The 18,592-nt window shown below is 35.8% G+C and carries 18 protein-coding genes; 4 read left to right on the top strand and 14 right to left on the bottom strand.

Annotated features, from left to right (window positions below; all coding sequences use genetic code 11):
• The 6 genes from ABF281_RS01215 to ABF281_RS01190 all read right to left on the bottom strand — a co-directional run.
• A partial coding sequence (locus ABF281_RS01215) for a hypothetical protein (protein WP_347179878.1) occupies positions 1-796 on the bottom strand: 796 nt, incomplete at its 3' end.
• Positions 797-981: 185 nt separating this feature from the next.
• Positions 982-3,432 (bottom strand): primosomal protein N', encoded by a 2,451-nt coding sequence (gene priA, locus ABF281_RS01210; protein ID WP_347179877.1) that lies wholly within the window; start codon positions 3,430-3,432, stop codon positions 982-984.
• 175 nt (positions 3,433-3,607) lie between these two features.
• A complete protein-coding gene (locus ABF281_RS01205; RefSeq protein WP_347179876.1) occupies positions 3,608-4,501 on the bottom strand; it encodes a transporter in 894 nt (297 codons plus the stop codon).
• On the bottom strand, positions 4,485-5,597 hold the full coding sequence (locus ABF281_RS01200; protein ID WP_347179875.1) for a cytochrome c peroxidase: 1,113 nt from the start codon (positions 5,595-5,597) through the stop codon (positions 4,485-4,487). Before ABF281_RS01200 ends, ABF281_RS01205 begins: the two co-directional genes overlap by 17 nt.
• Positions 5,598-5,654: 57 nt before the next feature.
• Positions 5,655-6,533 carry an MbnP family protein gene (locus ABF281_RS01195; RefSeq protein ID WP_347179874.1) on the bottom strand — a complete coding sequence of 293 codons (879 nt, stop codon included), beginning with the start codon at positions 6,531-6,533 and terminating at the stop codon, positions 5,655-5,657.
• A 92-nt stretch (positions 6,534-6,625) separates the two neighbouring features.
• Positions 6,626-7,000 carry a hypothetical protein gene (locus ABF281_RS01190; RefSeq protein WP_347179873.1) on the bottom strand — a complete coding sequence of 125 codons (375 nt, stop codon included), beginning with the start codon at positions 6,998-7,000 and terminating at the stop codon, positions 6,626-6,628.
• A gap of 191 nt (positions 7,001-7,191) precedes the next feature.
• Here ABF281_RS01190 and ABF281_RS01185 point away from each other — a divergent pair, with 191 nt between their 5' ends.
• A complete protein-coding gene (locus ABF281_RS01185; protein ID WP_347179872.1) occupies positions 7,192-9,192 on the top strand; it encodes a GEVED domain-containing protein in 2,001 nt (666 codons plus the stop codon).
• 64 nt (positions 9,193-9,256) lie between these two features.
• On the opposite strand, the gene ABF281_RS01180 is transcribed toward ABF281_RS01185, so the two are convergent.
• The 7 genes from ABF281_RS01180 to ABF281_RS01150 all read right to left on the bottom strand — a co-directional run bounded on the left by ABF281_RS01180 (position 9,257) and on the right by ABF281_RS01150 (position 13,588).
• Positions 9,257-9,946 (bottom strand): HAD family hydrolase, encoded by a 690-nt coding sequence (locus tag ABF281_RS01180; protein WP_347179871.1) that lies wholly within the window; start codon positions 9,944-9,946, stop codon positions 9,257-9,259.
• Positions 9,939-10,673, bottom strand: a complete 735-nt coding sequence (kdsB, locus tag ABF281_RS01175; RefSeq protein WP_347179870.1) for a 3-deoxy-manno-octulosonate cytidylyltransferase — start codon at positions 10,671-10,673, stop codon at positions 9,939-9,941. Before kdsB ends, ABF281_RS01180 begins: the two co-directional genes overlap by 8 nt.
• A gap of 8 nt (positions 10,674-10,681) precedes the next feature.
• Entirely contained in the window at positions 10,682-11,092 is a 411-nt protein-coding gene (locus ABF281_RS01170; protein ID WP_347179869.1) for a 6-carboxytetrahydropterin synthase, read from the bottom strand.
• Positions 11,093-11,094: 2 nt separating this feature from the next.
• The gene (locus ABF281_RS01165; protein WP_347179868.1) at positions 11,095-11,286 is read right to left on the bottom strand and encodes a hypothetical protein; all 192 of its coding nucleotides are present in this window, start codon (positions 11,284-11,286) and stop codon (positions 11,095-11,097) included.
• Between the two features lies 1 nt (position 11,287).
• Entirely contained in the window at positions 11,288-11,800 is a 513-nt protein-coding gene (idi, locus tag ABF281_RS01160; protein ID WP_347179867.1) for an isopentenyl-diphosphate Delta-isomerase, read from the bottom strand.
• 10 nt (positions 11,801-11,810) lie between these two features.
• Complete coding sequence (bcp, locus tag ABF281_RS01155) at positions 11,811-12,263, bottom strand: thioredoxin-dependent thiol peroxidase (protein ID WP_347179866.1); 453 nt, start codon at positions 12,261-12,263, stop codon at positions 11,811-11,813.
• A gap of 92 nt (positions 12,264-12,355) precedes the next feature.
• Positions 12,356-13,588, bottom strand: a complete 1,233-nt coding sequence (locus ABF281_RS01150) for an MFS transporter (RefSeq protein ID WP_347179865.1) — start codon at positions 13,586-13,588, stop codon at positions 12,356-12,358.
• A gap of 137 nt (positions 13,589-13,725) precedes the next feature.
• Here ABF281_RS01150 and nth point away from each other — a divergent pair, with 137 nt between their 5' ends.
• The gene (gene nth / locus ABF281_RS01145) at positions 13,726-14,385 is read left to right on the top strand and encodes an endonuclease III (RefSeq protein ID WP_347179864.1); all 660 of its coding nucleotides are present in this window, start codon (positions 13,726-13,728) and stop codon (positions 14,383-14,385) included.
• Positions 14,386-14,653: 268 nt separating this feature from the next.
• Here the strand turns inward: nth and ABF281_RS01140 are convergent, their stop codons facing one another.
• On the bottom strand, positions 14,654-15,238 hold the full coding sequence (locus ABF281_RS01140) for a sigma-70 family RNA polymerase sigma factor (protein WP_347179863.1): 585 nt from the start codon (positions 15,236-15,238) through the stop codon (positions 14,654-14,656).
• Between the two features lie 186 nt (positions 15,239-15,424).
• Here ABF281_RS01140 and uvrA point away from each other — a divergent pair, with 186 nt between their 5' ends.
• Positions 15,425-18,211 carry an excinuclease ABC subunit UvrA gene (uvrA, locus tag ABF281_RS01135; protein WP_347179862.1) on the top strand — a complete coding sequence of 929 codons (2,787 nt, stop codon included), beginning with the start codon at positions 15,425-15,427 and terminating at the stop codon, positions 18,209-18,211.
• A 16-nt stretch (positions 18,212-18,227) separates the two neighbouring features.
• On the top strand, positions 18,228-18,592 hold a 365-nt coding region (locus tag ABF281_RS01130; RefSeq protein ID WP_347179861.1), incomplete at its 3' end, for a hypothetical protein.

The following is an 18,592-nucleotide window of genomic DNA, read 5'->3' as shown; positions in this document are numbered from 1 at the left end:
TTGGGTTTGGGTACAGCATCCCTTTTTGTTTAGAAGATATTTGCAGGGGGCTAGATAAAATGGGATCTCCTTCTAATGTAAAGGACTCATCTGCATAGATCTCTAAACTTCCATCGTCTTGTATTTCGGGTTGTATGTATATGGTATGGGGAATTCCTGCGGTTTTGATGGCTTGCCCTATGGCTGCAGCATCTGCTTGTGCAGGTATGTTTACAATAGAGGTTGCATTTGTTGCTGTTTGTCTCATGATAAAGCTACGACCATTGGCATCGTTTAAAGCAGCAAGTTCTTCTGCCGTGAACCTGATGGGGGTGCCTTTGGTGCCATATACACTTGGAACTGAAACACTCCCACCTCCTGTTAATGATATGGCTACTTCAGCTTCTGGTCCAATAATGGGATATTTTGATGTATCATGCGTAGAATGGCTCAGCTCATAGGCATCCCAGGTAAAACTCATATGATATTGTTCGTAAGGCTCACTTAATATTGTTGATTCGGTTAATCTAAATTCTGAATCGGTATTAGACATGATTGTTTTATATGCATCGCTTAGAAAGTATAGTGAGGGTGGTGAATTGGTAAAGTTTATATAGGTTGCACTCAATGTAGATCCATCATTTCCTATATTAATCGCTGATACAACTAATATCCCATTGGGTATTTGAAATTCAACAGCAGGCGCACTTCCCGGATCATCGAGGGTTTTTACCATTTGGGTTTGTGCGATAAGAGGGTTTAGTAAGCCAATGCCTAGCATCAGCAGAATGGTTAAAAATATAGTTGATTTTTTCATAAAACAATGATTTAAGTTCATAATAATTATCAAATATATAATTTTATACTATTAATATTATATTAATCACAATAAAAAAACCATATTTATTCATAAAACCAATAAAAACGGGCAAAGAACTGAGGAAAACTCAAAAGAAACAGCTACAAAAATAAAAAGAATAACCCTTACCAAAGGTTTTGATATCAATAAGCATCTACATCAATATTGACTCTAATGGCTCGAAAACGACCAATGGCATCAAACATATTTTGTACCTTTTGAAGATGGGCTTTGGTATCTGGCACAGATTGTTTCGGTGGTATTTTGATCAAAATTTTCTTGATGTATAGATTTCGAACCCTAGCCACAGCAGGAGAAGTTGGACCCAATAAGTGTTTGCCAAAACTATTCTTCAAAGATTTCCCTAGCCAATCTGCGCCTTCGTTTAACAAATTGAAATCTTTGTGTTTTAAGGTCAATTGTATCATTCTGAAGTGTGGAGGATAGAAAAAATTACGTCTGTCAGAAATTTGTTCCTCGTACATTTGCACATAACTGTTGGTGGTGACCTGCTGAAGAATTTGGTGGTAAGGGTTAAACGTTTGTATCAACACCTGTCCTTGCTTTTTATTTCTTCCCGAACGACCAGCCACTTGTGTCAGCATTTGAAAACTACGTTCATGGGCTCTAAAATCAGGAAAATTTAACATGTTGTCTGCATTCAAAACCCCAACCAATGTAACATTCTTAAAATCTAATCCTTTAGATAACATTTGCGTCCCAACAAGTATATCTATTTCTCCATGCTGAAAAGCCTCTATGATTTTGGCATATCCATATTTTCCTCTAGTGGTATCCAAATCCAAACGCCCTATATGATGATCAGGAAAAAGGGTTAACAATTCATTTTCTATTTGCTCGGTTCCAAAACCTTTACTAGATAGATCTGCACTGCCGCAGGCATCACATTTTAAGGGAATAGCCCTGTGGTATCCACAGTAATGACAACGAAGTTCGTGTTTGAATTTGTGCTCTGTCAAACTCACATCGCAATTGGGACATTGAGGACTGACCCCACAAGTTTCGCAGGCGATTAAAGGAGCAAAACCGCGTCTGTTTTGAAACAAAATCACTTGTTCTTTAACTTCTAAAGTCTCCTTCATCGCTGTCAACAGGGTGTCTGAAAAATGCCCGGTCATCCTCTTTTTTTTATGCTTTTCCTTAAGGTCTACCAAATGAATGTTTGGCATTTGAACTTGACCGAATCTTCGGTTCAAACTGACCAGGCCATATTTTCCATTTTTTGCATTGTAAAAAGATTCTAAACTAGGAGTTGCAGAACCTAACACTATTTTAGATTTATGCATTTTGGCCAATACTATACCTGCGTCTCTTGCATGGTATCTTGGTGCAGGGTCGTATTGCTTGTATGAAGCTTCATGTTCTTCATCAACTATGATCAGTCCTAAATGGCTAAAGGGCAACAAAATGGCAGAACGTGTTCCCAAAACAATCTTCGCTTTTGCAGAGCCCTTTAAAATATGATTCCACACCTCTGCCCTCTCGTTTTGTGAATATTTAGAATGATACACACTTAGCTGGTCACCAAAAAAACGTTGTAACCTTATAATGAGTTGTGTTGTCAAGGCAATTTCTGGCACTAAAAACAATACTTGCTGCCCCTGATCGATGACTTGCTGCATGAGATGGGCATAAATTTCTGTCTTTCCACTACCCGTCACCCCATGAAACAAGCAAATATCACTTTGTTCAACTATAGTTTTAATGTTCTCAAGAGCAATGGACTGGTCTGTACTTAGAGTTGGAATTTGTTGAGATGCTTCTCCAAAAGATACCCTATCCGTTTGCAATTCGTAAACCTCAAAAATTCCTTTTTTTTCTAATCCCTTACAAACAGCTGCACTTATGCCCGACTTCTGTAATAATTCTTTCTTTTTAAGGGGGTTTTTACTTTTTGCTAGTTCCGAAAAATAACAAAGTACCAGCGTGCGTTGCTTCTCTGATCTTGACAAGAACTTTAGCAGTTCTTCCAGCTTGTTCTCCCATGCAGTATCCAACCGAATATAAGAAACCATTTTGGGTTGGTATTGCTCGTATATTTCTTCTTTCAAACGAATTGCCTCTTGAGCAATCATGGTTTTTAACGTAGGGAATACTTGTTTTTTAGAAAGAATTTTAGACACCTGAGAAATGGATATTTGCGACTGTCTTTGCAGCGCCTCATAAATCAGGTAAGCGTCAGAGGATAATAAATCATGATCCGTGAAATCTGGATTTGACAAAACGATGGTTTCACTTTCCAATAAAAACACCGAAGGGAAAGCCGCTTTTAACACTTCTCCCAAAGCACACATATAATAAGAGGAAATCCAAGCCCAATGTTTCAGTTGTAACTCCGTTAAGATGGGGGTGTCATCTAAAATCTGCTCGATATCCTTTGCGTCGTATATTTGGGGTTCTTGCTGATGAATTTTATAAACAATACCTGTGTAAATTTTACTTTTTCCAAAAGGAACAGCTACCCTCATTCCGATCTCTAGAAAATCTGATTCTTCTTGAGTAATACGATAGGTAAACTGTCGTTCAAGAGGCAGAGGCAATAAAACATCAATAAAATAGGAGTCAAACAACAAATGCTTATTTTTTTTTCTAGTACCTACAAAGAAATAGGATTTAGAATGGAGTTCAAAAAAATAAGTTATAAAAAACCAATTTTTTTAAGACAAAATACGATAGGTTCAAAGGCATTTCACCGACACAGAAAATTATGTTAAAACAGGAATTTATGAGTTACCTATCTCAAGGAAGTTAAAATTTCCAATAAGTGTAAACGCCTATGCCCTTATCAAACAATACTTCCTTCTGCACTAAATTTTGAGCAATGGGTTGTTGCGTATGGATGCCTAGTATCATGTGATCGGTTTCTAATTGTATCCCAAGATTTGCGTTTGCCATATAGCCTTTTGTTCGTTTGTCTACGATACCAAACCTTTCAGCTGCTAAAAAAGAATCATAGCTAAAACCTATAATGGGTGCCACACTAAAATCATGGCCGGTAGAAAAAACATAGGTACTGCTAAGATTTATTTGGGTTTGATTTCCAAATTTAAATTCGTCTTTATTTTTTCCTTTTACAAAATACATCGCACTCAAGTTCACTGCCCATTTGGATTGCGTATAATGGTATTGAAAGGGTAGCAAAACATCTAGACTTCCTGTACCCAATTGGATTGCAGAAATTTGATTTGGGTTTGTATTTTCGATATCAAAGCTCCCTGTTGGTAGTTTAACCCCCATTCCAAACTTCAAACGATGGTGATTAGCAGAAGGCAAAAGATCAATCAATCCATATACACTAATATCTCCCAAACCTCTATTGTTTTGAACTCCAGCATCATTGATTCTTTCATTAAATTTATAGGGCAACAAAGTGTTGACTTGTATTCTGTCGGTCATTTGATATTGAGTGGTCAAACTTAGGGTATGGGTATGGTCATTTGCTAAAGGAGCTGCATCATTAGCATAGTTTTGAATGGATTGAAAATGCAGGTAATTGTATGAAAACCCGACATAATTACCTCCGAGTACGTTTGCAAAACTGTTGCTATTTGAAGAACCACAACTACAAATATCACAAGCATAAACTCCTAAGGAACATAAAAACATAGACAACGTAAAAAATAGCTTAATTCGGGTTTGCATAACGTTCATCGTTTAAAAATTCATAATCTGTTAAAGTCTTTAGAAAGGCCAAAATGGCTACTTTCTCATCTTCTGTCATCGGAATCCCAAGGGTTTCCTTTCCATCGCTATCTGTTTGAATCAACCTAGGGTCTAAGTGATCCATTCGAGTCAGAAAAGGCGAAGTATCATCATCGTAAAAATCCAATACTTTTGTCAATAAAACCATACGACCATCATGCATATAAGGATATGTTTTTTCTACATTTCTAAGACTTGGTACTTTGAACTTATAGTAATCTTCACTCCTTTTTAATTCATCAACGGTAGCAAAAGGATTGGAAGAAGTGACGCTAGCCCTTCCGGTCTCGTTGGGTAAATTTGGGTGTTCTCCAATTCCATTATTTACAAATTCCTGACTGGTAAACAATTCCCCACGATGACAACTTGCACATTTTTGTTGAAATAAAGACAACCCTTGTTTTTCGATAGGGCTAAATACAACTCCATCTTCGCCCCTACTGTATTTATCATATTTGGCATTAGAAGAAATCAAAGCACCCATAAACTGAGACAACGCTTTGAGTAGGTTGACGCTGTTGATGGCACCCTGATCTCCAAATACTGTTGAAAACATTTTTTTGTAACTATCGTCTGACCTCAATTTAGAGATGACATTCGACATCGTTTCATCCATTTCTACTGGATCTGTGATGGGCACAAGAGGTTGATCCCACAATTTATCTTTTGAGCCATCCCAATTGAACTCCTTCATAAATGCCATGTTCTGAATGGGCTGAGCGTTTCTCGTCCCAAAAACACCAGGATGTACCCCTTCGCTTAAATCATGACCGTGATGGGTAAATGCGTGAGACTGATTGTGACACTCTGCACAACTGATACCATTACCTAAAGACAACCTAGGGTCATAAAACAATTTACGCCCCAATATAAAACCATCAGTTGTTATGGGATTGTCACCAAACGGATAAGTAGGTTCTGGAAAATTAACCGGTAACTCAACATGCATTTGGAACGCCTGATAATCTTCCTCCACCTGTTGACAACCCAACAAAGTAAACAATATGGCTAGGATTGAATATATTCTATATTTCATAAATCTCTTCTCTACTGTACCATAAAAACAATTCCTGGATGTGAATCGTAAATTGGCTTATTCATGGCTATGAGTGTGTGATGAGGAATCTTCATTCGCATTGAGCCCCTCGGCTACGTCCTCTAAATAAATTGCTTTTTCAGTTGGATGAATGTGATGAACTTGAAAAATTGAAGCAAAATTATCTGCAAAATTTGACGTTACATCGCTTGACCCTCCATGGGCACCAATGGCATCAAATGCCACAGACTTACTTGGGTTTTCTGGAGCAAATATTTTTTCGATTGCGACCGTTATATGAAGGCTTGGCGATACTTTTGAATCTAGAGATAGGGTTTCAGGGAAAACCATAGTCACTGTTCTGTAGCCTACAAAACTACCCTTATTACCAATATGAACTTGTAGATCTGTGGGTACGGTCGATTCTGTATTCAAATTAGAGGCCTCTATTTTTGAAAAAACATAAGCATTGGGGTTCCATGCCCACTGCATATCCTGCTCCGCCAAATCCATCAACTTGGTTTGTTCCTCAGTGCTACCATTGGCAACTTCTTGACTCACTCCGATACCAAAAGAAACACTTTTATAATCACCGACTGGAACGTCTGTTAAATGTACCGTGACTGTATTTGATTCATCCGCAAAATCAAGATCAATAAGTTGAGCCGCATCGTTGTTAGACAGGGTTATGTTTTCATTGTCATTTGTTGTAAACTGTACCTCTGAAATTAGATATTTAAACTTGTCAAGTGTTAGACTTTGTTTTTGACTTTTGGTATCTGTAAGCTCCAGCAAATCTCCGAGTCCCAAAGAATGTTGAAATTTAAGAGTTGCAGAAACCTGAGTTCCTTCTTTTGTAGATATTTCATTTTGACTACATGAAATGATAAGTGCAGCAGTACAGACCACTACAAGGTATAATTTTAAAAAATTCATTGTTGTTGTATATCGATTATAAATAATTGAGCAACATTTACTTTGCTATAGTAAGTTGCTGAAAAGACACAAAGGTGCCTAGGTATTTAAAATTAAACCTTTGGAGGTTTATCGATATTGTCGAGAGGACCACAAGAATTAACAACTCGATATCCAAAATAAGAAGGCGATGGCGCAATAAGAACACTGGAAATATCTATTTGGGAAACTTCTTGAAAAAAAACAGGAAAAAATGCAGTCGTAAGATCTAAGATTGCCTCTTGCCCTTCTGAGCTTTCTATCGGAGTGATTTGTTTTGCCAAATGGCATTTACCGTTACAACTAAGTTCCGGTTTGTCTTTGTTTTCACAATATTTCTCTATGATTTCACTTAAATGTGATTCATAATACACGACATTCCCTACGAAATATGCAGGACGAAGGGACATGGCTGTCAATAACAATATGGTGATTGCTTTGTGAAACATTTTAATGCAAATATAACAAACGTTTTCCTTGTACACATCTCTTATCAAGGAATTATATCGTTTGTGTTCAGAATTTCATTATGATTATTTAGCAATCGTATTTTGTTTAATAATTCATAAAAAAAACAAGATTATATTGAGTTTTATTTAAAATAAATAGGTATTAATTTATATATTAGCAACAAAAAAGCATGCTAATTAAAAAATCCAACGTATATCTTATTCTTTTTTGTATTATTATAAACAGTAAAAATATTACCGCTCAAAAATGTGGTTATGATGCTTACATGACTGAAATTTCTAAAAACCCTCAAAAGCTAGAAGCACTTCAATTAGAAGAGGATTTTTTACAAAACACAATTCATCAAATAAAACTCCGACGACAACAAAAAATCAATACAAACCCTGGTTTTTGTACCGAAGATGAGGATCACACTTTTGAAATCCCTGTAGTTGTACATATTGTCAAACAAGACACTGTAAGCATTGACAACGACAATCCATCAGAAGAAACCATCAAGAATGTCATCAATGGATTGTCTAGACAGTACAGAGGACTAGATGAGGCCAATCCTATTGACTTAGGAGTTGAATTTACATTGGCAAAAATCACTCCAGATGGCGCTCCTACAAATGGTATTGTTAGAATTGCTAGCCCTACAGATTTACCTTATGGTCAAGTTAAAGAACTTTCTAATTGGCCAAAAAGAGATTATGTGAATATCTATATTGTCAATAGCATTTCTGATTCAACAGTCGGTCTATCTACTGGTTCTGAGATCTATATCAAAGGAAGTCGATTTACAGACAACAGTACATTATCCCATGAAATAGGACATCATTTTAATCTTCGCCATACCTTTCAAGGGAGTACTGCAGATGACTGCCCTCCCGAAAGTAACTCATACAGTGATGGTGATTTTTGTGAAGATACAGAGCCCCATAAAGATGACTTCTATAATGGGGAAGGAAAAATTAATGAATGTACTGGTAGTATCTATGGATTGAATACCGCTAGAAACATAATGAGTTATTACAATAACGTTACATTGTACACACTTGATCAAAGAGATCGTGTTAGGGCCTCCATAATGAACAACAATTTTCTTAAAAAATCTAAAGGAAAATATACACCAGACCCTAATTTTAACCTCCCCCCTGTGGTCTGTCAAGTGACTTCTTCTACAACGAGTAATATAAATGGAATTGGTAAAGTAAAAATTGGAATGGATTATTATGCTTCAAGTTTTCCTAAAAATGATGGAGGTGGAATTGATTTATCCAACACGGCTTCTAACTATTTTGAAATAGACGCAAGAAACACAAACAATATTGAGATTACGTTATTAGGGGCTCGTAATTCTCATCAGCTAGGGGTTTGGATTGATTGGAATATAGATGGTGACTTTGAAGATGAAAATGAAGCTCAATTTTACAAAAACGGGGTAACCACAGCTTTGAATACAATTCCAATTACGCTTCCTACAACTATACCCTATAATCGTTTTGTGAGATTACGTATATTGAATGGGAATGATAAAAGACGACCCAATACCATCTCAATCAATAGCCCTTGTTCTAACCCTTCCGAGGCCAATGGCCAAGCAGAAGAATATTTGTTGTACATAAAACCCGAAATTCCTATTTCTGATTTTACCATCTCCAGTACGGCTATAACCACAGATTCTGAAATACAATTTACAGACCAATCTATATCCGAAACAAACATAGAATCGTCTTGGGCTTTTACACCAAATACTGTTACTTACCTAGATGGAACGTCTGAATCCTCTCAAAACCCAAAAGTGCAATTTAATGAAGAAACCAATTATATGGCTTCACTAACCGTAAAAAACAATGCGGGCTGTAGTGTTGAAAAAACGATGGATATAACTGTCTCAAAGGGCTCCCTAAGTTCAGAATACTTCACAACAGAGACTAGAAACAACGTATCCTCCATTGTTATATACCCCAACCCAGCTATAAATGAGCTATTCATATCGAATCCTCAAGAACTCCGAATGATTAACATGAAAATTTATGATGCAACAGGACGAACAATTCAAACCTATGAATTTAAAGACAAAAGCATTAAAAAAGGTATTGACATCAGTAGACTGAATGCTGGACCATTCATCATAAAGATTTCACTAGAAAATGGATATATTTTGAAAAAAATGATTAAAAAATAGCATCAAAGCATGTAGGTGTTAAATATAATTTCGTGAAATAGAACTCTGTAATTTACGCTCTATTTTATAAAAACCCTAACAATGCTTCCAAAGAGGAAACTGAGGTATACTCATGTTTGTTTAACTCCTCTTTTTCAACTGTTTCAAACGCCCAAATAGAGTGAAAAGGAATGTGTATGGCCGCTGCTCCAATCTGAATCACAGGGAGGACATCAGATTTTAAGGAATTTCCAATCATCAAAAATTCTTCAGGCTCAAGGTCTAAATGATTTAAAACACGTTGATACCCCGCAGGATCTTTTTCACTCATCACCTCTACATGATGAAAATATTGTAAAAGTCCAGATTTTTTTAACTTCTTCTCCTGGTCCAACAAGTCCCCTTTGGTCAGTACTATCAATTTGTATTTTTGGGACAACTGATGCAAAACGCTTTCAACGTTTGGCAATAATTCTATTGGCTTAGATAGCATCTCTTTCCCAATAGCTAAAATTTTCTGAACCACAACAGAAGACAATTGATTGTTTGACAATTCAGTAGCACACTGAATCATAGACAACACACAACTCTTCACTCCATAACCGTACAATGGAATGTTTTGAATGATGACTTTGTATAATTCTTGATGAATTTTATTTTCTGTTTCGTAAGCTGACAATAATTTAGCAAACTGCTGTTCCGCTTCTCTAAAATAGGGTTCATTTACCCAAAGGGTATCATCTGCGTCAAAAGCAATGACTTTGTAGTTATCCATTTTGAATGATCTCTATGGCTTTATTCAAATCCTCAGGAGTATCAATACCAACAGGTTTGAAGGGGGTTTCTAATAGCTTCATCTTCATTCCGTGTTCCAAAAATCGAATGCCTTCTAATTTTTCAGCAGCTTCATTTTGCTCCATTTTCATGCTAGGAAAAGCTAATAATGCCTCTCTTCGAAACGCATAAATACCGATATGTTTGTAATAACTCACCTTTACTTCTTGATCTCTATGATAAGGTATTGGAGCCCTAGAAAAGTACATCGCACAATTATTTCTATCCAACACAACCTTGACATTATTGGGGTTCGATATTTCTTCCCAATCTTCTAGAGTATGAACTAAGGAGGCCACAGCAATTTCACCGTGTATATCTTTTTCAAAAGCTCCTATCAAATCTTGGAGGGGTTCTTTCCTAGTAAAAGGCTCATCTCCTTGTACGTTGATGATGATGTCCCCTTCAACCTGATTGACAGCTTCAGCGATTCTATCAGAACCACACTCATGCTGTTGTTTACTCATAATGACTGCCCCACCAGAAGATTCAATCTCCTGTTTTATATCAAAACTATCCGTAACCACGTATACCTCATCAAACAACTGAGTATTTACGGTAGCTTCATAAGTTCTCGTTATGACGGTTTTACCACATAAATCCGTTAATAATTTTTTTGGAAATCTAGAGGCTTGTAGGCGAGCGGGTATCATTGCAATTACTTTCATACCTCAACCTATTTTCCATGATACGTTACGTAATTCCTCGGTGTTTCATAAAGAGTAACCGCCAACTTTAAATGAGTAGGAATGAATTTTCTTAATCTATCCCATATGAAAATAGAAATATTTTCAGCAGTTGGATTTGTTGTGCTAAACGTTGGGATTTGTAAGTTTAAATTCTTGTGATCCAATACTTCTTCAATCTCAGATTTGATTAATTTTTTCAACACTTTAAGATCCATCACGAAACCTGTTTCAGAATCTATCTCTCCTGTTACAGAAACCACCAATTCATAATTGTGACCATGGTAATTTGGATTGCTACATTTACCAAAAACCTCAACGTTTTTAGCTTCATCCCAATCCGCTCTAAACAAACGATGTGCTGCATTAAAATAAGCAACTCTATGTACGGTAACTTCCATCTTTACACTATTTTTTTATTGCCAAATATATTCCCTAAAATTACATAACCAATCAAAAAGAATACGATAAAATTAAAACCTAATTCGCTAGCTATGATCTCTAGATGGTTATAACCTTTAATCATAATATTAACGAAAATAGCCACCACAGAAAAAAGGAAACCAATGACAAATTTTCTTTTTATTCTTTCCATTTTATTGACTGATAAACTCGTAAAATTTTTCAAAAATAATGACGAACCAAGCTGTGTAGAGTTCAGGTTGACTTTCAATATCCTTTTTTACCTCTTCTAGCTTCATCCATTTATAAGCTTCAGCTTCGTCTGGGTTTAATTTAGGTTCTTCATTATAAACACCTGTCAAGACATGATCAAACTCATGTTCGGTCAAACCATTGTCAAAAGGAGCTTTGTATATAAAAGAACAAACATCTTTTAGCGCGGTTTCAAAACCCATTTCCTCTTGTAGCCTTCGCATACCTGCCTGAATATTGGTTTCTCCCACTTTTTGGTGACTGCAACATGTATTGGTCCACAACAAAGGGGAATGGTATTTGTCTGCAGCTCTTTGTTGCAACATCAGTTCTCCAGCATCATTGAAAATAAAAACGGAAAATGCCCTGTGCAACAAAGCTTTTTTATGCGCTTCAATCTTCTCCATCACTCCAATCTGTTCGTCTTTATCGTTGACAAGTATAACTTGATCCATTGGCTAATAATTAACTTAATATTTGTGCGGTATGCTCTTTGGTTTTAACTTTTGTAATGACTTCACTCACAATTCCTTTCTCGTCGATCACAAAAGTGGTTCTATGAATTCCGTCGTACTCCTTACCCATAAATTTTTTAGGTCCCCATACCCCAAATGCTTCTATTACCTTTTTATCTTCATCTGCTAACAAAGAAAAAGGCAATTCATGCTTATTGGCAAAGTTTAACTGTCTCTTAACACTATCAGCACTAACGCCTACCACTTCATAGTTTTGAGCTAAAAAAGTTTGATAATGATCCCTCAGATTACAAGCTTCAACAGTACAGCCAGGAGTGCTGGCTTTGGGGTAGAAAAAAACCACTAATTTTTTTCCAGCAAAATCTGCTAATTTAACAGGTTTTTCGTGTTGATCAATCGCTTCAAAATTCGGGGCTTTTTCTCCTACTTGTAACATTTTCATACGGATTTATATTTAAGTAACACAAATATAAAGAAACAAGACAGTTTTGATCGTTAGAATACGAGAAACTTACTATTTAGACTGTTACAAAATCATTTGGCATCAAAAGTAGATCGACCATGTTTTTTTATTCCTACCAAAGCAAAAACAAGAGCCGACAACGGCAATACAATTAAAAAACGATACAAATCACTCCCTATTGCAGTATAGACAATTGCTGAAACAACAGGGAAACAAGCCATTGAAAAAGAATTGATGGCCTCACTAATTCCCATAATTTCACCTTGTTTGGCAGGATTAGCATTGACTGAAATCAAAGAATTAAAAACAGGAAAACACAAGGACAAACCTAAATTTAAAATGTAGTAAAAAGGAATAAATAACCAAATATAAGAGGTCAGCGTAATCGAGATCAAACCGACAACACAGCAGCACAATCCAATAATCAATGTTTTAAAAGCTCCTAATTTACGAATGAAGAATTTGGAGACGAAAGCTTGATTAAAAGCTAAAAAGAAGCCAATAACAAACATAAAAAAACCGAGTTCTTTTACATTAAAACCAAACAAATCAATCAAAAACAAAGCCATTGTTCCTATGTAAAAACCCATCATGGCCGTGAAAAAAAACTTCATAGAAAAAAGAACTCTTATCACGGGAGATGGATTCACTCTTTTTATTCTTAAAGGAATAATCAATACCTCCAGAAGATTTACCTTGGACTTGGCAACTCTCTTTTCTTTGGGGTGAGATTCTTTTAATCCCTTAAAAATAGCAATTAGTGTTACCGATGAAATAAATATAGACGTCAACAATGTTCCCAAATACCCAAGTGATGTTGAAGCTGTAACTCCTCCTATACCAGGGCCAATGATCATTCCTATTCCTATAATCCCTCCAAGGTATCCAAAAATATATCCTTTTTCTTTAACGGTAGTCAAATCACTAACATAAGCATTGGTTACTGAAGAATTCCCTCCTGTAATACCATCTAAAATTCTAGCGAGCGCAATGATCCATAACGGCAAAGAAAACCCTAGAAAGGGATCATCGGGTAATAAAATAGCGACAACAAAAATAATCCAACTCAGCAAAGTACCTGCTTGACTGACCAATAAAATTGGTTTTCTCCCTCTAGCATCTGACATTGCACCCAATATGGGAGCTCCTATAAACTGAAAAGCACTATACAAAGTGATGAGCAAACCAAAAACCCACTTCGGCGCTCCATAACTAGAAACCACAAAAGGTAAAATAGGCATCAGCAAACTAAAACCAAGAACATTGACGAAAGTCAACAAATACGCTGGAATAAACTTTTTCATCCCACAAAAGTAGGTATTGTAAAACAGTAAACATCAAACTTGGGTTGGATATTCAGTAAAATCAAAAAAAACATACAAATGATAAATTTCAATCTCACTCAATAAAAAAACTTATTTTTGAACCAAAAGATATACAAATGCTCAAACAAGAAAAGGTACAGTTTATAATTGATACACTGGAGACATTATATCCAGAAACACCAATCCCACTTGACCATACAGATCCTTATACGCTACTGATAGCGGTACTGATGTCCGCCCAAAGTACAGATGCTAGAGTTAATACGATTACTCCCTTGTTGTTTGCCAAAGCAAATAATCCGTATGACATGATTAAATTAACCGTAGATGAAATTAGGGATATCATCAAACCTGTGGGATTATCACCCATGAAATCCAAAGGCATACACGGTCTATCTCATATTTTAATAGACAAACACAATGGAGAAGTTCCTGCAAATTTTAAAGACCTGGAGGCTTTGCCTGCGGTGGGTCACAAAACGGCAAGCGTAGTGATGAGTCAAGCTTTTAACATTCCCGCTTTTGCTGTTGACACCCATATCCATAGATTGATGTACCGCTGGGGACTAACCAATGGTAAAAATGTGGAACAAACAGAAAAAGATGCCAAGCGCTTATTTCCGGAACACACTTGGAATAAATTACATTTACAAATTATATTCTACGGACGTGAATATTCACCCGCAAGAGGCTGGGATCTTGACAAAGATATCATCACCAAGACCATCGGAAGAAAACCAGTAATCAATGCCTACTACAAAAAGAAGACAACATGAGTCTTCTTTTAATTTTTGTCAAATCTTATTTCATCAATCACCGTTCCTGATACAAAATCTAATGATTTTGAATAATTTAAAACAAAGTCTATCGTTCTTTTTTGTGGTTGTAATTTTAAAGTGATCCATTTGTGTTCAAATGAATGGTCAGAGTAGTTTTTTATCATATGGTTTCAATATTGTTTGACATATAACGACAAAAACTTAAAAATATTATTGAGAACTAAAACTTTACAATACTAAAGCTTTCACATAGGATAAAAACAGGCTACTTTTCAAAAACTTCTTTTTGTTTCAATATTTTCCTCAAATTAATTAAAGCATATCTCATCCTACCTAGAGAAGTATTTACACTAACATCGGTCTGTTTGGCGATCTCCTTAAATGTCATATCCATAAAAATTCTCATTTTTAAGACCTCTTGTTGTTCCTTTGGAAGATACTCTATAAACTCGGTCAAATCTGTTAAGGTTTGTTCCAACTCCATTTGATCTTCAACGTTTAAGTCTGAAGAAGCTAGGAATGTAAACAAATCATAATTTTCTGTTGAATGCTTTGTGTTTTTTCGTTTTCTATCACGATAAAAATCCATTGTCAAATTGTGTGCAATTCGAAGCACCCATGGTAAGAACTTTCCTTCTTCATTATATTTTCCTCTTTTGAGGGTATGAATAACTTTTATAAAAGTGTCTTGGAAAAGATCGTTTGATAAATCTCTGTCTAAAGTTTTAGAATATATATCAGTAAATATTCTTTCTTGGTGTCGCTTGATCAATTCGGCCAAACAGTTCTCATCTCCTTTGAGATAAAGGGAGACCAAATAAGCATCAGTTTGCTTGGAACTCTTATTCATATGTAATTACATTTCTATTAGCGTAATTTTTTGAATAGGCGAATGGTTTTAAGATTTATAATTAAGTAGTTATGTAAAAGTAATATTAATTAGCACAAATCAAAAATCTTGACAGATATAAAATTATTTTCAACAGTAATTTGTACGAAATGAATTAATTTTACACTTCTATCGAATATAAAGTTCATGAGCAAAGGAATAGAAACATTATCACCTAAGGAATATATCCTAATAAAAGGTGCAGGATTGCATAATTTAAAGCACATAGATGTTGCGATTCCAAGAAACAAGCTAGTGGTCATTACAGGTCTTTCAGGCTCAGGAAAATCCAGTCTAGCTTTCGATACTTTATATGCTGAAGGCCAACGCAGATACGTAGAAAGTCTGTCTTCTTATGCTCGTCAGTTTCTCGGAAAGCTAAACAAACCCAAAGTAGAATATATCAAAGGTATTGCACCAGCCATTGCCATTGAACAAAAGGTAAACTCCTCTAACCCACGCTCTACAGTAGGAACAACAACTGAAATCTATGATTATTTAAAGTTACTGTATGCACGTATTGGAAAAACAATATCTCCAATAAGTGGAAATCAAGTAAAAAAAGACACCGTTTCAGATGTCATCAATTACTTAAAAAGTTTAGAGGATAAAACCAAACTACTATTGCTTGCCCCCTATGACTTAAGAGAAAGAGATGCTGAAAAAGCGCTACAAATTTTAATACAACAAGGGTACGCAAGAATTAAAGTTGAAGAGAAAACACAGAGGATAGAAGAAGTAGACATTAGCGCTTTAACCCCTAAAACAAAACTCAATCTTGTTATTGATCGTATTGTAGTAAAGCACGATGAAGATTACTTCAATAGACTCGCCGACTCCATACAAACAGCTTTCTACGAAGGAAAGGGACAATGTGTAATCGAGAACATATCAAACCATACCTCTCGTGAATTTAGCAATAAGTTTGAATTAGACGGTATGGATTTTCATGAGCCAAATACGCACTTCTTCAGTTTTAACAATCCTTTTGGCGCTTGCCCAACTTGTGAAGGTTATGGAAATGTTGTGGGGGTTGACAAAGAGCTGGTTATTCCAAACACCTCGCTATCTATCTATGAAGACTGTATCGCTCCTTGGAAAGGAGAAAGTCATCGCAATTATAAAAATACTTTAATTAATCATGCCTTTGAATATGACATACCCGTACACAAACCATGGTTTGAATTGACAGACAAACAAAAAGATTTAATTTGGAATGGTACCTCCTCTTTTCAAGGAATTCAAGATTTTTTCAACGCTCTAGAAAGTAAAAGTTATAAAATTCAATTTCGTGTCATGCTCTCTAGATACAGAGGGAAAACAAAATGTACAACTTGTGAAGGAACTCGCTTGAGACCTGAAACCAAAAACGTTTTCATCAACAACAAAACCATCAATGAACTAATTCATTTACCTATTGATGAACTGACCTTGTTTATGAAGAATTTAAACCTAGAAGCAAATGATGCTGCCATTGGAAAAAGACTATTGGTTGAGATCAACAATCGACTAGGTTTTCTCGACAATGTTGGTTTGGGCTATTTGACCTTGAACAGAGCCTCAAATACTTTATCTGGGGGAGAGAGCCAACGCATCAATTTGGCCACATCACTTGGAAGTAGTCTGGTGGGTTCTATGTATATATTAGACGAACCTAGCATTGGTCTGCACCCCAAAGACAGTTTAAAACTGATAGAAGTTTTAAAAAAATTAAGAGATCTGGGAAACACTGTTATCGTGGTGGAACATGATGAAGACATCATGAAACAAGCAGATTATATCATTGATATCGGTCCTGATGCTGGAGTATTTGGAGGAGAATTAATGGCAGAGGGGACTTATGATGAAATACTCAAAGCAACAACGCATACCGCCAACTATCTCAGTGGCAAAGAACTTATCAAAATACCCGAAAAAAGAAGAACTTCCAAAAACAAAATTGATATTATTGGAGCTAGGGAAAACAATTTGAAGAATATAAATGTTTCTATTCCCTTACAATGCTTAGCAGTGATCACTGGAGTTTCAGGGAGTGGAAAAAGTACACTCGTAAAAGATATTGTGTACCCCACTTTACAAAAACATATTTTTGGACAAGGGAATAAAATTGGAGAAGTAACGGAAGTCAAAGGTGATGTAGACCTCATTAAAAATGTTGAGTTTATTGATCAAAATCCTATTGGTAAATCTTCTCGCTCAAATCCTGTAACGTACATCAAAGCCTATGATGACATTCGTTCTTTGTTTGCCAATGAAAAGCTTTCTAAGGTGCGAAATTACCAACCCAAACACTTTTCTTTTAATGTTGATGGTGGTAGATGTGAAAACTGTAAAGGAGAAGGAGAGGTAACTATCGAGATGCAATTTATGGCAGATGTCCATCTTCCTTGTGAAAGCTGTCATGGAAAACGTTTCCAAAAAGAAGTGCTAGAGGTTAAATTTCACCAAAAAAGTATAGCTGATATTTTGAGCCTATCGATTGATGAAGCCATGGACTTCTTCAAAGAACACAAACAAAATAAAATCCTAAAAAAAATTCAACCTCTACAAGCAGTAGGATTGGGCTATATTGCTTTAGGCCAATCTTCTTCAACCTTATCCGGAGGAGAGGCACAACGAATCAAATTAGCATCATTTCTCGTCAAAGGAAATAGGCAAGATCCTACATTGTTTATTTTTGATGAACCCACCACTGGGCTACACTTTCATGATATTAAAAAACTATTAACATCAATGAATGCTTTGATTGACCATGGTCATTCTCTAATTGTTATTGAGCACAACATTGACTTTATCAAATGTGCAGACTATATTATAGACATCGGAAAAGAAGGAGGTAAAAAAGGTGGTGAAGTCATATTTATGGGAACACCTGAGGACTTAACAAAAAACAAACATTCCTACACAGCCGAGTTTTTAAAAGAAAAACTTTAGCCTCAAAAACACACTTATGAACAAAAAAGACTTGAGACCAGTTATTCCTTCTGCAAAAATAAACAACACGATGACCGCAGAAGAACAATTTCAAAATCACGTATTGAGACCTATAATCAAACTTCAACACGAGTGCATCATTAGGTTATTTGACCAACATTTACAAAAGGCAGAAGTTGATATTACAACATTTGATAAGCTTAAGAAGAGTACCTATTTAAAATCATGTACTTCCCGAAATCAGCCGTTAAGAAATCAATATATCGGAATGATCATAGGATTATTAACAGAAGAAGAGTTTGCAGTTTATTTAAGAAATATGGGGGAATATTCAAGACGTATCATGCAAATGATTTCCCAAAGAATACAAGACACCTATTA

It is taken from the genome of Wenyingzhuangia sp. (genome assembly GCF_039768515.1).
Classification (GTDB): domain Bacteria; phylum Bacteroidota; class Bacteroidia; order Flavobacteriales; family Flavobacteriaceae; genus Wenyingzhuangia.
This window is presented reverse-complemented; position numbering and strand designations above follow the sequence as displayed.

Excerpts from the sequence above, each read along its gene's own strand:
- ABF281_RS01205 (WP_347179876.1), bottom strand. The coding sequence starts at position 4,501 with ATGCAAACCCGAATTAAGCTATTTTTTACGTTGTCTATGTTTTTATGT.
- ABF281_RS01200 (WP_347179875.1), bottom strand. The coding sequence starts at position 5,597 with ATGAAATATAGAATATATTCAATCCTAGCCATATTGTTTACTTTGTTG.
- ABF281_RS01195 (WP_347179874.1), bottom strand. The coding sequence starts at position 6,533 with ATGAATTTTTTAAAATTATACCTTGTAGTGGTCTGTACTGCTGCACTT.
- ABF281_RS01190 (WP_347179873.1), bottom strand. The coding sequence starts at position 7,000 with ATGTTTCACAAAGCAATCACCATATTGTTATTGACAGCCATGTCCCTT.
- ABF281_RS01185 (WP_347179872.1), top strand. The coding sequence starts at position 7,192 with ATGCTAATTAAAAAATCCAACGTATATCTTATTCTTTTTTGTATTATT.
- ABF281_RS01180 (WP_347179871.1), bottom strand. The coding sequence starts at position 9,946 with ATGGATAACTACAAAGTCATTGCTTTTGACGCAGATGATACCCTTTGG.
- kdsB (WP_347179870.1), bottom strand. The coding sequence starts at position 10,673 with ATGAAAGTAATTGCAATGATACCCGCTCGCCTACAAGCCTCTAGATTT.
- ABF281_RS01170 (WP_347179869.1), bottom strand. The coding sequence starts at position 11,092 with ATGGAAGTTACCGTACATAGAGTTGCTTATTTTAATGCAGCACATCGT.
- ABF281_RS01165 (WP_347179868.1), bottom strand. The coding sequence starts at position 11,286 with ATGGAAAGAATAAAAAGAAAATTTGTCATTGGTTTCCTTTTTTCTGTG.
- idi (WP_347179867.1), bottom strand. The coding sequence starts at position 11,800 with ATGGATCAAGTTATACTTGTCAACGATAAAGACGAACAGATTGGAGTG.
- bcp (WP_347179866.1), bottom strand. The coding sequence starts at position 12,263 with ATGAAAATGTTACAAGTAGGAGAAAAAGCCCCGAATTTTGAAGCGATT.
- ABF281_RS01150 (WP_347179865.1), bottom strand. The coding sequence starts at position 13,588 with ATGAAAAAGTTTATTCCAGCGTATTTGTTGACTTTCGTCAATGTTCTT.
- nth (WP_347179864.1), top strand. The coding sequence starts at position 13,726 with ATGCTCAAACAAGAAAAGGTACAGTTTATAATTGATACACTGGAGACA.
- ABF281_RS01140 (WP_347179863.1), bottom strand. The coding sequence starts at position 15,238 with ATGAATAAGAGTTCCAAGCAAACTGATGCTTATTTGGTCTCCCTTTAT.
- uvrA (WP_347179862.1), top strand. The coding sequence starts at position 15,425 with ATGAGCAAAGGAATAGAAACATTATCACCTAAGGAATATATCCTAATA.